Origin of the sequence: Methylotuvimicrobium buryatense (genome assembly GCF_005931095.1) — a bacterium.
GTDB classification, from domain to species: Bacteria; Pseudomonadota; Gammaproteobacteria; order Methylococcales; family Methylomonadaceae; genus Methylotuvimicrobium; species Methylotuvimicrobium buryatense.
In genome coordinates this window covers 2,806,543-2,819,668 of the sequence record NZ_CP035467.1, presented here as the reverse complement: position 1 = coordinate 2,819,668, position 13,126 = coordinate 2,806,543, and the positions used below count along the sequence as shown (strand labels likewise).

Below are 13,126 nucleotides of genomic sequence, written 5' to 3'. Positions count from 1 at the left end.
GCATGGCGCGGAGAAAAAGGGAACGTAAAAAATTACCGGACACCCCCGTTAAAACCATCATCGATTCGCTGACGCATGACGGGCGAGGGGTTGCCCATGTAGACGGCAAGGCGGTATTTATCGATGCGGCCTTGCCGGGTGAGGAACTCGAATTTGTCTATACCGACATTCGCCGCGATTTCGCCGAAGGCCGGGTCGTCAAGCTATTGAATAAGGCCGAGTGCCGCGTCGAGGCCGAATGCCCGCATTATGACGTATGCGGGGGCTGCAGTTTTCAGCATGTCGCTTCAAGCGAGCAAATCCATATTAAAGAGGAATTGCTGAAAGAGCAGTTTAAACGCATCGGTAAGCTCGATATTCCCGAAATTTGGCCGTCATTGGACGGGCCGCATTGGGGTTATCGGCGCAAGGCGCGCATGGGTGTCAAATATGTCGCGAAAAAAGGCAGAGTGCTCGTCGGTTTTCGCGAAAAGCGCCAACCGTTTTTGGCCGAGATCGAAAGCTGTAAGGTCATGCATCCGGTTATCGGAACGCGCTTAATGGCTTTATCGGAGATGATCGGCGGCTTGACGATCAGAGAGAAAATTCCGCAAATCGAAGTTGCGATCGGCGATGAGGATTGCGTGCTTGCGGTACGCGTACTGGAGCCGCCGACCGACGAGGATAAGGAGCGAATGCGGTCTTTTGCACATAAGCATAATGTGACCTTGTGTCTACAGTCGAAAGGCCCCGATACGATTGCGCCGATTGATGGCGAACCGGTAGTAACCCCGACCTATGCTTTGCCGGAGCACGATATTGTATTCCGGTTCAGACCGGCGATGTTTACGCAAGTCAATTATGAAATCAACCGGCTAATGGTCAACCGGGTCATTGAAGCGTTGGATTTAACTAAGGACGATGTCGTGCTGGATTTGTTCTGCGGGCTTGGAAACTTTACCTTGCCGATGGCTCGTTATGCAGGGAAAGTGGTCGGTATCGAAGGCGATTTGCCGTTGGTCAATCATGCACGGGCGAATGCCCGCTTAAACAATCTGGATAATGTCGAGTTTCACGCAGCCGACTTGAGCAAGGCGATTGTCGATTTACCGTGGGCGAAACAGCGCTATAACAAAATTTTGCTCGATCCGTCGCGAGCCGGCGCATCGGAGGTATTGCATCATTTCAAGCAATGGCAGCCCGAAAGTATCGTCTATGTCTCGTGTAATCCGTCGACCTTGGCCCGCGATGCAGGCATTCTGGTGAACGATTTAGGTTTTAAACTGGTAAAAGCCGGCGTCATGAATATGTTCCCGCAAACCGCGCATGTGGAATCGATTGCGCTGTTTAATGCCGCTGATCGGTGAATGAAAAGGGCAATAAACATCAATTCGGAATCGACGCGCCTATCGAAGGGGGCGGGCCTATGATGAAATCAAATCGATAAATAATACGTTTAATAATTCAAAGGTTAAAAAATGGTAAATAAAGTATATCAAATCAAAGTTTCGTTGGATGGTTCTACTCCACCTATTTGGCGCCGTTTATTGGTATCGGAAGACGCGAATTTGCAGCAATTGCACGATATTATTCAAGTTTCGATGGGATGGTTTGAATCGCATTTGCATCAGTTTATCGCCGATGGCGTTTTTTACGGCGTACCGGACGAAGAGTTTGACTTAAAGGATGAAAGTCAACATACGATTTCTGAGCTTCTGAATCAGGAAATGCAGGAAATTAAATACGAATACGATTTCGGCGATAGTTGGATGCATACGATTACACTAGAAAAAATCCTATCTAACGATGACAATGGCGGCCATTTGCCTCGTTGTATAGAAGGCGAACGCGCAGCACCGCCTGAAGACTGTGGTGGTATTCCAGGTTATGAAAACTTGCTCAAAATCCTAAGCGATCCGGAAAATCCGCAATATGATGAAATGCACGAATGGTTGTCAATCGATGAATTCGACCCGGCCTATTTCGATATGGCAGATGTTAATGACGAGTTGCTGGATTTATAGGTGAAAGAGGAAAGAGGAAAGAGGAAAGAGGAAATTAGGATTTGACTAGCGGTTAAAATGTCGCACCATTTCACTATTCACTATTCACTATTCACTATTCACTATTCACTATTCACTATTCACTCTTCACTAATAAACCCATGAAATCTAACTCATTCATCGACATTTCGATTCCCGTGCAACGATTGGTAATTGTCGATGAAGGTAGGGTTGTAAAGTCGTATCCCGTTTCTACGGCAAAAAACGGCGCCGGCGAATTGAGGGGCAGCGAATGTACGCCGCGCGGCTGGCATAAGATTCGCGCGAAAATCGGTGAGGGTATTCCTGTCTATTCCGTTTTCAAAGCACGTAGGCCGACCGGTGAGATTTATTCACCGGAATTAGGCAAGCAATTTCCGGAACGCGATTGGATTTTGACTCGAATTCTCTGGTTGGGCGGCCTCGAGCCGGGAAAAAACCGTTACGGTTCAGTCGATACGGCCTGGCGTTATATTTACATTCACGGTTGCCCCGACGAACTGATGAACGGCAAGCCCGAATCGCACGGCTGCATTCGTATGATCAATGCCGATCTGATCGATTTATTCGAGCGCGTTGCGATCAATACCGAAGTTTATATTCATGAATAAATTATTAGATTGAGATGCCTAGAATCGTTTTAGGAATCGAATACGACGGTAGCGCTTTTTTCGGTTGGCAATGGCAAACCGCGCGGCGCACCGTTCAATCCGAGTTGGAAACTGCACTGTCCAAAATCGCCGACGAGCCGATTACGATAATCTGTGCGGGCCGGACCGATGCCGGCGTGCATGCGCTCGAGCAGGTGGTGCATTTCGACACGCAAGCCGAGCGATCTATGTACGGATGGATGATGGGCGGGAATACGCATTTGCCCGATGACATCAGGATTATTTGGGCGCAACAGGCGGTTTTCGATTTTCATGCCCGTTACAGCGCTATTGCCCGGTTTTATCGCTATGTCATCTTGAACAGGCCGATGAAATCGGCGTTGCTGCGCAAACAAGTCACATGGTGCTATCAGTCGCTTGATGCCGATAAAATGCATCGAGCGGCACAATATTTGATTGGCGACCATGACTTTTCGTCGTTCAGGGCGCAAGGCTGTCAATCCAAAAGTCCTTGCCGCATGATGCATTTTATCGATGTTTACCGCGAACAGGAAAAGGTCATTATGGATATTTCGGCCAATGCGTTTTTGCACCACATGGTCAGAAACATTGCCGGCGTGTTGATGGAAATCGGTATGGATAAACAGCCGGTCGATTGGGCACAAGAATTATTGTTGATCAAGGATCGCGATCAAGGCGGAATCACAGCGCCGCCCGATGGCTTGTATTTAGGTGGCGTTTATTATCCGGAACATTACGGCATTACTAAGCATCCGGTATTCGATAAACTGCCGTCCGATGCAAAACGTTTCGATGATCGTCCGAAAGTTTAAATTATAGCGCTTCCAGTGATGACTTCATACAAAGCCTTTTTTACTGTAAAAGTTCGTAGATTTGGGTTCTTTATCTAATTTTTCGATATAAGAAGCTCGGCAGAGAAAATGCCGGTTCCGGAGAGGGTGCGGTTGCTCGACCGACAGGCGTCGGCGGCAAGGACAGCCGCCGTCGAGCCTACATGGACGTATTCACGGCGTCTTGTCGGGCGAGTGACCGCACCCTCCAACACCAAGAGCTTTCATTTGCCGAGGCGATGCTTGGCCTTTATGAACGTTACTGTGAAAGTGCGCCATCTAAAGTACGCGATCAAAATAGGGTGCGGTTTCTCGACAGACAGGTGTCGGCGGTAGGGAAAGCCGCCGTCAAGCTTACATGGATGTATTCACAGCGTCCTGTTTGGCGAGTTACTGCACCCTAACCGCCCAGAGTATTTTCATTATCCGGGGTAATGAAAGTAACTTCATGTACTTCATGGATAAACTACCGAATTTAGATTAATGCGCTTGTCATGGTATCGTTTCCTTTTACGTTTCTTAAATACCCTAGGATGTTATAAAATTGCAATCTTGTTCATCGGCATTTGATGCTGTGTTCTCAAACATTGCGGATACTTGGATGACTCCGAACGGTTCCCCTCTTTCTCTATTAAATGTCGCTATCTAAAATCATCAATCAACCACTTCCATATTTCGAAGATAGTGCTCGCTTGTTCGCACCGCTTGCCGGTAAACCTTGGGCGGTGTTTTTGGATAGCGGATATCCGGTTAGTCGACATGGCTGTTTCGATATCATCGCCGCCGATCCGGTTTGCACCTTAGTCACACATGGAAATGTCACTAAGATCAAGCGGGGGGGTGTTGTCAGCGAATCGACCGACGATCCTTTTGAATTGGTTAAAAAACAATTACTACCGAAGCGGTCGGGATTCGACGATTTGCCATTCAATGGTGGCGCTATCGGATATTTTTCCTACGATTTGGCCCGCCGCTTGGAAAAACTACCGGTCATTGCGCGAGATGCCGAAAATATTGCCGAAATGGCGGTCGGTATTTACGAATGGGCTGTTATTGTCGATCATCAGTTGCGGCGCAGCCGCTTGGTCGGTTACCTCGATGAAGCACAATTGGTGGATTTGACGGCATTGTTTAGCCGATTGCCGGAAGAGGGGGCTCAAAATGTGTTCCGTGTCACGGGGTCTGTCGAAGCCAACTTCGATCTGGCGGATTATGCCGAAGCCTTTAGTCGTATCAAAAAATATTTGAAAGATGGCGATTGTTACCAAGTCAATCTTGCCCAGCGTTTCAGTGCACCATGCCATGGCGATCCTTGGGCGGCTTATTTGAAACTGCGAAAATTAAATTCGGCGCCGTTTAGCGCATATATGAATACGCCGGAGGCATCCGTATTGAGTTCCTCGCCGGAGCGTTTTTTAAAGCTTCGTGACGGCTTTGTCGAAACCAAGCCGATCAAAGGAACGCGCCCGAGGAAATCTAGTCACGCCGACGACCTGGATCAAATCAGTCAGTTGGAAAGCAGCAAGAAAGATCGTGCCGAAAATGTCATGATCGTCGACTTATTGCGTAACGATATCAGTAAAACTTGCAAAAAAGGTTCCGTTAAAGTTCCCCGTTTATTCGATATCGAAAGTTATGCGACGGTGCATCACTTGGTTAGCACGGTTACCGGCGAGTTGGCAGATGGGCGGCATAGTTTGGACTTATTGAGAAGCTGTTTTCCCGGAGGTTCGATTACCGGTGCGCCAAAGATCAGGGCGATGCAGATCATCGAAGAATTGGAGCCGCATCGGCGGGGTGTTTATTGCGGAGCGATCGGCTATATGGGTTTCGACGGCAATATGGATACCAATATTGCGATCAGAACCTTGGTGCATTCGGATGATACGATCCGTTTTTGGGCCGGCGGCGGTATCGTCAACGACTCGGTGATGGAAGAGGAATACCAGGAGTGCTTCGACAAAGCCTCGGCGATGATATCGGTTTTACGTCAGTTGACGGTTGCATGAAAGCCGGATTGCGGGTCATAAAATTCGGCGGTAGTCTTGAATGCAGCGGTACTTTAAAATCGTGTATGGACAAAGCGGCTGCTTTCTACCGGGAAGGATGTGTTTGGGTTCCCGGCGGCGGCGATTTTGCCGAACAAGTGCGTCAGGCTCAACAGCGTTGGCATTTCGATGATATTACCGCGCACGCAATGGCTCTTTTGGCGATGCGGCAGATGGCCTTGCTAATGCATTCGATGCATCGCGATTGTGTATTGGCTGGGTCGATTGCCGATACTGTTCGGCAGCTCGATCTAGGAAAATCGGTCATTTGGTCACCCGATGTCAATGAACTTAATCAAGCCGGTGTCCCCGCAAGTTGGGAAGTAACTTCCGACAGTCTTGCCGCTTGGCTCGCAGTTAGACTCGGTGCCGATGAATTAATTTTGATCAAGTCGGCTGAAATTCCGCAAGCCGCTGATGTAAACAAACTTGCGGAATTAGGGATTGTCGATCGGGCTTTTCCTGTAGTTACCGAAAATGCCCGATTTAAAATAAGCGTCGTTAATAAAGATAAGTTCTGATGGCAGATAACAATTTAACCCGAAAAACGCTCAATTCGGTCGGACGTTTGGTGAGCAAATTAGCCCGTCAAGCCTATTATCAGGCCAAGGAGTCGATGGGGCATCCGAAACGGGATATGGTGGTGAGGCATGTCGAACAAGCCTGCAGCAGTTTGCAAGAAACCAAAATTCATTTCGAAAGTGCTTTGGATCGATTTAAAACGATTGTCGTCGTTGACGATTCGACGCTCGAAACCAAATATCGCTTATTGCAGCAACAATACGATTTCTGTAAGGCGAAGGCAGATGAGGTCGGTTGCCGCGTTCGCGCGATCGAAGAAGTCACCGGTGCGTTGTTTGCAGAATGGGAAGCCGAAATAGACGAGTATAGTAATCGCTCGTTGAAGACCAAAAGTCGGCAGCAATTAAGGCAATCCCAGCAGCATTACGCTAAATTAATCAAAACGATGCACAGAGCCGAAAGTAAAATCAACCCGGTTTTGGCGGCATTCAAGGATCAGGTATTGTTTTTGAAGCACAATCTCAACGCGCAAGCGATTGCCGCGATCGAGCATGAGTTCATCGAAATCAGCATGGATATGACGCAGTTGGTTCAAGCGATGGAGCAGACCATTTTCGAAGCGAACCGCTTTATCGCCGGTTTGGTCGAGCAAAAAGCCTTGCCCGCAGCTTGAAATGGGGTCATTAAACAGCAAAGAGTCTGTTCGTCGAGTCGCTTAACAACCTAGGGTAAGGGGCCGCGAAGCTTTCTCTGCGCTAATTCGCAGGGGCGGATCGATGGTACAAATCCGCCCTGCATGTTTCTCTCTTAGGGCTTTTACAATTTGTAAAGAACGTCGTTCGCTTTATCTCTTTGGTCGGGTTTAATGTGTCGGTCTTGTTCGCGGCGTTCCCTTGCATATTTGTCGATCATTTCTTCCCAGGAGCTATATTGCTGGTATTCCCTGAAACCTTGGTTTTTACGTTGCTGATAAATCTCCCGGCCTGTTTCAATGACTTCGTCCGGATTTTTGCCGTCGACTTGAGACAGAAATTCAGCGGTGTCTTTGTAGGCGTCACGAATGGTCCAGAACGAGATTTCGAATTCAATTCGTTTTTCCGGGGGCAAGCGTTCCTTTAGCATTTTGACCGACCGGTAAGCGGTGCTGCTGCTTCGCCCGTTAATTTGTTCCGATCTACCGCAGGCGGTTAGCGATAAAGTCAATACGGAGAGCAAAAGGGCTGATAGAATCCTCATAGGGTTAACCTCAATCGTTATAGTGTCTGGTGTACTATTCTTATAATAATGTTAATTAGCTAATTAATTTTTCGGAAACTCCATTTTCCTGTTCGGTGTCCGCTGTGAAGTCGAACACTCCAATTACTTGGCGATTATAAACCTAAGCCACATCAATATGCTGGAATTTATTCAATTACTAAAGCAACGCTATCAAACGGTTTCTTCGCATACCGCTAACGATGCGGTCAAGGCAGTGTATCAGCAACGCATCGATCGGCAAATTTTGGCCGAAGCATCGATTCGTAAGGCCGATATGCATAAACGGTTTACTTTTCAACCCTTACAAGTGGCCGTAGTTGGTCCGACGCAAGCCGGAAAAAGTACCTTGGTCAATCTATTGCTGAACAGCTCTCAGGCTGGTGTGAGTCCGTTGGCCGGATTTACCGTGCATGCGCAAGGTTTTTGTAATGCGGTCAAACTTGAAGACTGCGAAAATGTGCAGCATTTCTTTGGACGTTTTCAACAAGTGCGCCAAGACGAATTACGTAAGGACAGGCTCGAGTGTTATGCCTTGACCGAGAACATAGGGTCATCCGATTTATTGCCCGAGTGCTTGGTTTGGGATACCCCTGATTTCGATTCGATCGGCGCGATTGGTTACAGCGAGGCGTTAATGCGTTCGATTGCGTTGGCCGATGTTGTGATTTTGGTCGTCAGCAAAGAGAAATATGCCGACCAATCGGTATGGGAGCTGATGAGTTCGATTGAAACATTGCGTCAACCGACCTTAATTTGCGTGAACAAGCTGGCCGAAGGTAGCGAGCATATCGTAATCCGTTCGTTGACCGAAAAATGGCGACAATCGAGAAGCGACGATTGCCCGACTATCGTGCCGCTATTCTATCAAAAACAAGCCGCACCAACATGGCCGGAAAGCGAGCGGTCGGCGGTCCGGCAATTGTTTCGCCAAGTCAATCGCCGCCGTTACAATGAAGCGGTTCAAGAGTTTTTGCTTAAACATTGGCAGGAGTGGCTGGAGCCTGTTCATGCGGAACACCTGGCATTGCAAGAATGGCGAAGCCTTGTCGATGCATCGATCAAACAGTCGTTAGCGCAGTATCAAAACGATTATTTGAATCATCCGCGTTATTACGAAACTTTTCAAAGCGCCTTGGCAAAATTGTTGAGTTTGTTGGAAATACCCGGGCTCGCAAGAGTTTTGGTCGGTACTCGCAAAGCACTAACTTGGCCGATTAGGCAAGTCATGAAAATAGGGGAGAAGAGATCTCGCATAACCGACAGCAGTCAGGAGGTTGCTTTATTGAATCATCTGGCGGAACATTTATTGATACGCATCATGGATGCATTGCTGGAAAAAACCGAACAAAATAGCGACAGCGCTTGGTGGCGGGGTGGTATCGGATTGTTGCGCAATCGGCGGCATACGTTATTGGCAGAATTCAACGATGCCGTGCTGCGTTATCATAATGATTTTCAGCAGGAAGTCGAAAGCGCGGCTTTTCGCCTCTATGCAAAATTACAGGAACAGCCTTATGTATTGAACGGTCTTAGAGCCACCCGCGCGACCACCGATGCGGCTGCCGTTGCCATTTCCCTTCAGGCTGGCGGACTAGGTCTGCACGATTTAATCATAGCACCTGCGATGTTATCGGTGACTTCGTTTTTGACCGAAAGCGCGATGGGGAGCTATTTGAATAAGGTCGAGGCGGAACTCAAGCAGCGGCAATTGCAAATTGTCAGGCAAAAACTTTATATCGAATGCCTTCGAGAGGCCTTGTTCAAACTGCCCGAGCAATTGTCCTCGGACAGCTATTTCAATATTACCCCGGAGCAATTAGAACAGGCCGAGCAGCAACTCAAGAATAAAAAACATGGATTACGATTACTCTGATTTAGTCGCAAACACCAAGCGTTGGGCCGAACGAGCAGTAGCGGCCGGATGGATAGACCAACATACGGCGAGACAGCTTGAGGCGATCGACTCGAGAACGCCGGAGTCGCTGATCGACCGTTCGTTATCCCGGCCCCTGATCGTCGCATTCATGGGCGGAACCGGTGTCGGCAAGAGCACATTATTGAACCGTTTGGCCGGTCAGGCGATCGCAAGAACCGGCATCGAGCGTCCGACGTCGCGAGAAGTGACGATGTACCGCCATCGCGCAGTGCAATTGTCGAAATTGCCGGAAAACCTACCGTTCGATGAAATCCGTCAGGCCGAGCACGATGACGAAACCAATAAAAATGTCATCTGGATCGATATGCCCGATTTCGATAGTACAGCCTTGCATAATCAAGAAATCGTGCGGCAATGGCTGCCGCATATCGATGTATTGATTTATGTCGTCAGTCCCGAACGATACCGGGATAACAAAGCTTGGCGTTTATTGCTGGCCGAAGGCGGGCGTCATGCTTGGCTGTTTGTGATGAATCAATGGGATCGCGGTGAGGCTGTGCAATACGGCGATTTTAAAGAACAGTTAAGCGTGGCCGGATTTGACGCCCCGATTATTTTCAAGACTGCCTGCGGCGAACCTGATTTCTCCGACGAGTTTGAAAACTTGGCTGAGACGATTGCAGCACTTGCGACCGAAACCACAGTCAAACAATTGGAATATCGAAATACTCAGGCTCGAAAGGATGCATTGAAAATGAGATTGGCCGATTGTTTGAATCATGTCGGCAATGACCTGGATTATCGAAATCTTGCTGAGCGCTGGCGACGGAGCTGGCAGGACACCGGTCGAACTTTGCAGCAAGGTTTCGAATGGCCGCTTCGACATCTAGCCGGTTATTATGCCGAACATGATAAAGCGTCGAAACAGCAGCAAAGCGAGTTATGGGATGCGTGGGCGCAAAGCCGTTTTGAGGATACGCTCGACGACCTTATTCTACATGCCGATGCCAACGGGTTGGCGACAGCTGCGCTGAAACGCGCATTATTGCAATTACGAGGCAAGGCCGAAAAACTCATGTATGACCAAACAGAACTCGCGGTCAGACAGGCCTTGGCCAATCCCGGACATGCCGCGCATCGTGCTTTTTTAAAAGGTATGCGGTTTTGCGAAATCGTACTGCCGCTCGGCGCGATGAGTTTTGTCGGTTACCAGGTTTTTTCCGGTTACTATCATAGTAGTTTGGAATACCGTAACTATCTGGGGGCGAACTTTGCGATCCATAGCGTTTTGTTTGTAGGCCTCAGTTGGCTGATTCCGTTTTTCATCCTGAAAAAGCTCAAGCCATCGCTTGAAAAAGCCGCATTGAAAGGTTTGAAAAAGGGCGCGGCGATAGGGCTGATACAAATCGAAGCGGAGATCGTCAATGCCATCGAGAGGCTTTGTCAGCAACGTAACGAAATTGCGGCAGAGGTCGAGCAGATAATACGACAATGCGAGAGCAGTCAAGAAAGTATCGAAACGATACGAATTGATAGTCGTTTAGCTAGAATGTTGGTTGATTAAAGTTTTTTTGGTAAGCAGTAAGTTGTAAGCGGTGAGCAGGGAAAGAGGAGGGAAGAGGAAAGAGGAAAGAGGAAAGAGGAAAGAGGAAAGATGAAAGATGAAAGATGAAAGATGAAAGATGAAAGATGAAAGATGAAAGATGAAAGATGAAAGATGAAAGATGAAAGATGAAAGATGAAAGATGAAAGATGAAAGATGAAAGATGAAAGATGAAAGATGAAAGATGAAAGATGAAAGATGAAAGATGAAAGATGAAATTAGGACTTGACAAATGGGTTAAATGCCGGATCATTTCACCGCTCACCGCTCACCGCTCACCGCTCACCGCTCACCGCTCACCGCTCACCGCTCACCGCTCACCGCTCACCGCTCACCGCTCACCGCTCACCGCTCACCGCTCACCGCTCACCGCTCACCGCTCACCGCTCACCGCTCACCGCTCACCGCTCACCGCTCACCGCTCACCGCTCACCCAAACATATCCAAAATTAAATTTAAACTTAAGGAACTGTCGGTCATTAAGAAGGTCTTTATATGCGAACGATGCAGAAACGGAAAGAGGCAAGTTCGAAGCGCGATAATAAATTAACATTTGCTAATGATGAATTTAATTGTTAATATCGCGCAACACTAAGGGGGCGACATGGCTTCGACGTGGGTAGCAAAACCTTGAGTGCATGCCGAGCACAGTACAGCTCGTAAAACCTACTGAAATAAAGTATTCGCAAACGACGAAAACTACTCAATGGCTTTGGCTGCATAAAAACAGCCACCATTCCTCTGACTATCTGTGCTTATGCGGGTAGGATCTTCGGATCACTCAGGGGTCACAGCACATAAGATCGTGCCGATGCCTGTCCGGAGCTGACGCACTAAAACCTAACGGAATCGCCGACGGTTTTCTTGGCCTGACGGGTAGCCGGCGGTTAAATCAAAAGATCAGGATAAGCATGTAGAGCTTGTGGCGGAGTGCTTGCGGACGCGGGTTCAATCCCCGCCGCCTCCACCAAATTCAAGAAGGTGAACTGATCTCAGTTCACCTTTTTTTATGCCTGTGTCCCGCGCTACAGGCCTTATTTGCCAAGGAGTTGCGGACTTGGTCGTCGCGGACTTTCACCTTTTAATGGAAAAACGCCCGATGAATGGTTGCAAGAATTGATTGCAGACACGATCAAACAACGTGCGCGCAAGGCGGCGACCTATTCTACTTCGGCTGGTAAGGAAGAGCCTTTTCAATCAGCCGGCGAATGGGATGTTTTTTTCGAGCGTTTTAGTCGCCCCGTCGTTGATGAAAGTCCTTGTACGAGAGAGGAAATCTATGCCGGCCGCTGTATCGATAGCACTATTGGGAGCCAATGATGTTAGTAGAATTACAACCCGAATTTGAAGAAGTCTTGCAACCACTAGGTCAGCATGCCATTGAATTTTTCCTGGCGGCAAGCTTGTACCATGCAGGTAAAATCAGTTTCGCCAGTGCCGCACATATTGCCGGACTTAGTTTCGAAGCGTTCAACGACCGCTTAATAGAACATTTCGATCAAGGTTACCGAATAGCCGATCAATGTGTTTTAGAAGATATAGCAACGGTTGATGACCTCAAACTATGAAAATAGTCTTGAACACCAGCCCGATTATTTTCCTTGGCAAGATCAATTGTCTGCATTTACTAACGCATTGCGCGACCGAGATTTTGGTGCCGGAAGACGTCAAAGCAGAATTAGGCGATGACAGTTTGCCCAGCTTCATGCTTGTTAAAGCATTATCGAACACCGGTGACGCTTACCTCAGAGGCGCATTAGGCCAACTCCATCGCGGCGAATTGTCCGCCATGGTATTGGCGCAAGAAACACTGGCCGACTTTGTCATTCTGGACGATTTGTTGGCCCGAAAAAAAGCCCAGCGTCTTGGGTTAAAAGTCATGGGTACCCTTGGCTTATTGTTGCTGATGGCAAAATCCGACATCCTGACCCCGGTACAAGTTTGGCGGCATATTAACAAATTAACCGGACAACATGGCATGTATTTATCGTCTCGCCTTATGGAACAAATCAGGCAAAATCTCTTAATTTCCTCAGACACGAAGTAATTGCCGCACCGCTGGTTAAAATTGGACTGCCCATTCGAATGAACACCAACAACATCAAAAAATACGCCCCACATAGGTGCGCGGGCGTTTAGTCAGATCTCCGGTATGGTCAAGAATAAGTTCTTCATACTTAGGAGTTAGATATTCTGAAGGTGGATTTTTATTTGATACAAATGGCAGCAACAAAACCACCAGACAACCATGGAAATGCAACAGCTGGAGGAAGAAAACAACCGCTTGTTCATCAACGCCTATGGCTTGCAAGACGAACTAACTGACACCCGATGAAC

14 protein-coding genes and 1 other RNA gene are annotated in these 13,126 nt (G+C 48.1%); 13 read left to right on the top strand and 2 right to left on the bottom strand.

From position 1 onward, the window contains the following. Window positions 1-2 precede the first annotated feature (2 nt). From rlmD to EQU24_RS12550, 7 genes are all read left to right on the top strand, one after another. Window positions 3-1,346 (top strand): 23S rRNA (uracil(1939)-C(5))-methyltransferase RlmD, encoded by a 1,344-nt coding sequence (gene rlmD / locus EQU24_RS12580; RefSeq protein WP_017839167.1) that lies wholly within the window; start codon window positions 3-5, stop codon window positions 1,344-1,346. Window positions 1,347-1,457: 111 nt separating this feature from the next. Further along, window positions 1,458-2,003: a plasmid pRiA4b ORF-3 family protein gene (locus EQU24_RS12575; protein ID WP_017839168.1), complete on the top strand. Its 546-nt coding sequence runs from the start codon at window positions 1,458-1,460 to the stop codon at window positions 2,001-2,003. Window positions 2,004-2,143: 140 nt separating this feature from the next. Further along, window positions 2,144-2,632: a L,D-transpeptidase gene (locus tag EQU24_RS12570; RefSeq protein WP_017839169.1), complete on the top strand. Its 489-nt coding sequence runs from the start codon at window positions 2,144-2,146 to the stop codon at window positions 2,630-2,632. 14 nt (window positions 2,633-2,646) lie between these two features. Further along, entirely contained in the window at window positions 2,647-3,465 is an 819-nt protein-coding gene (truA, locus tag EQU24_RS12565) for a tRNA pseudouridine(38-40) synthase TruA (protein WP_017839170.1), read from the top strand. A gap of 653 nt (window positions 3,466-4,118) precedes the next feature. After that, window positions 4,119-5,492, top strand: a complete 1,374-nt coding sequence (pabB, locus tag EQU24_RS12560) for an aminodeoxychorismate synthase component I (RefSeq protein ID WP_017839171.1) — start codon at window positions 4,119-4,121, stop codon at window positions 5,490-5,492. Next, window positions 5,435-6,052 (top strand): amino acid kinase family protein, encoded by a 618-nt coding sequence (locus EQU24_RS12555; protein WP_235726370.1) that lies wholly within the window; start codon window positions 5,435-5,437, stop codon window positions 6,050-6,052. The genes pabB and EQU24_RS12555 overlap by 58 nt, the downstream gene beginning before the upstream one ends. Beyond that, window positions 6,052-6,726, top strand: a complete 675-nt coding sequence (locus EQU24_RS12550; protein WP_017839173.1) for a DUF2959 domain-containing protein — start codon at window positions 6,052-6,054, stop codon at window positions 6,724-6,726. The genes EQU24_RS12555 and EQU24_RS12550 overlap by 1 nt, the downstream gene beginning before the upstream one ends. 143 nt (window positions 6,727-6,869) lie before the next feature. Here the strand turns inward: EQU24_RS12550 and EQU24_RS12545 are convergent, their stop codons facing one another. After that, a complete protein-coding gene (locus EQU24_RS12545; protein WP_017839174.1) occupies window positions 6,870-7,289 on the bottom strand; it encodes a hypothetical protein in 420 nt (139 codons plus the stop codon). 157 nt (window positions 7,290-7,446) lie between these two features. Between EQU24_RS12545 and EQU24_RS12540 the strand changes: the two genes are divergently transcribed. The 6 genes from EQU24_RS12540 to EQU24_RS12510 all read left to right on the top strand — a co-directional run bounded on the left by EQU24_RS12540 (window position 7,447) and on the right by EQU24_RS12510 (window position 12,836). Beyond that, complete coding sequence (locus tag EQU24_RS12540; protein ID WP_017839175.1) at window positions 7,447-9,183, top strand: GTPase; 1,737 nt, start codon at window positions 7,447-7,449, stop codon at window positions 9,181-9,183. Next, window positions 9,164-10,750 carry a GTPase gene (locus EQU24_RS12535; protein WP_017839176.1) on the top strand — a complete coding sequence of 529 codons (1,587 nt, stop codon included), beginning with the start codon at window positions 9,164-9,166 and terminating at the stop codon, window positions 10,748-10,750. The genes EQU24_RS12540 and EQU24_RS12535 overlap by 20 nt, the downstream gene beginning before the upstream one ends. A gap of 634 nt (window positions 10,751-11,384) precedes the next feature. Next, window positions 11,385-11,759: a transfer-messenger RNA gene (gene ssrA / locus EQU24_RS12525) on the top strand. A gap of 137 nt (window positions 11,760-11,896) precedes the next feature. Then, window positions 11,897-12,109 (top strand): hypothetical protein, encoded by a 213-nt coding sequence (locus tag EQU24_RS12520; protein ID WP_017839177.1) that lies wholly within the window; start codon window positions 11,897-11,899, stop codon window positions 12,107-12,109. Continuing rightward, entirely contained in the window at window positions 12,106-12,357 is a 252-nt protein-coding gene (locus tag EQU24_RS12515; RefSeq protein ID WP_244310886.1) for a UPF0175 family protein, read from the top strand. Before EQU24_RS12520 ends, EQU24_RS12515 begins: the two co-directional genes overlap by 4 nt. An 8-nt stretch (window positions 12,358-12,365) precedes the next feature. Beyond that, on the top strand, window positions 12,366-12,836 hold the full coding sequence (locus EQU24_RS12510) for a PIN domain-containing protein (RefSeq protein ID WP_244310885.1): 471 nt from the start codon (window positions 12,366-12,368) through the stop codon (window positions 12,834-12,836). Window positions 12,837-12,890: 54 nt separating this feature from the next. Here EQU24_RS12510 and EQU24_RS22415 read toward each other — a convergent pair whose 3' ends face one another. Continuing rightward, complete coding sequence (locus EQU24_RS22415) at window positions 12,891-13,100, bottom strand: hypothetical protein (protein ID WP_175421686.1); 210 nt, start codon at window positions 13,098-13,100, stop codon at window positions 12,891-12,893. Window positions 13,101-13,126: the final 26 nt, after the last annotated feature.

What these genes read in the sequence shown, in the direction of transcription:
- rlmD (WP_017839167.1), top strand. Translation starts at nt 3, where the DNA reads ATGGCGCGGAGAAAAAGGGAACGTAAAAAATTACCGGACACCCCCGTT.
- EQU24_RS12575 (WP_017839168.1), top strand. Translation starts at nt 1,458, where the DNA reads ATGGTAAATAAAGTATATCAAATCAAAGTTTCGTTGGATGGTTCTACT.
- EQU24_RS12570 (WP_017839169.1), top strand. Translation starts at nt 2,144, where the DNA reads ATGAAATCTAACTCATTCATCGACATTTCGATTCCCGTGCAACGATTG.
- truA (WP_017839170.1), top strand. Translation starts at nt 2,647, where the DNA reads ATGCCTAGAATCGTTTTAGGAATCGAATACGACGGTAGCGCTTTTTTC.
- pabB (WP_017839171.1), top strand. Translation starts at nt 4,119, where the DNA reads ATGTCGCTATCTAAAATCATCAATCAACCACTTCCATATTTCGAAGAT.
- EQU24_RS12550 (WP_017839173.1), top strand. Translation starts at nt 6,052, where the DNA reads ATGGCAGATAACAATTTAACCCGAAAAACGCTCAATTCGGTCGGACGT.
- EQU24_RS12545 (WP_017839174.1), bottom strand. Translation starts at nt 7,289, where the DNA reads ATGAGGATTCTATCAGCCCTTTTGCTCTCCGTATTGACTTTATCGCTA.
- EQU24_RS12540 (WP_017839175.1), top strand. Translation starts at nt 7,447, where the DNA reads ATGCTGGAATTTATTCAATTACTAAAGCAACGCTATCAAACGGTTTCT.
- EQU24_RS12535 (WP_017839176.1), top strand. Translation starts at nt 9,164, where the DNA reads ATGGATTACGATTACTCTGATTTAGTCGCAAACACCAAGCGTTGGGCC.
- EQU24_RS12515 (WP_244310886.1), top strand. Translation starts at nt 12,106, where the DNA reads ATGATGTTAGTAGAATTACAACCCGAATTTGAAGAAGTCTTGCAACCA.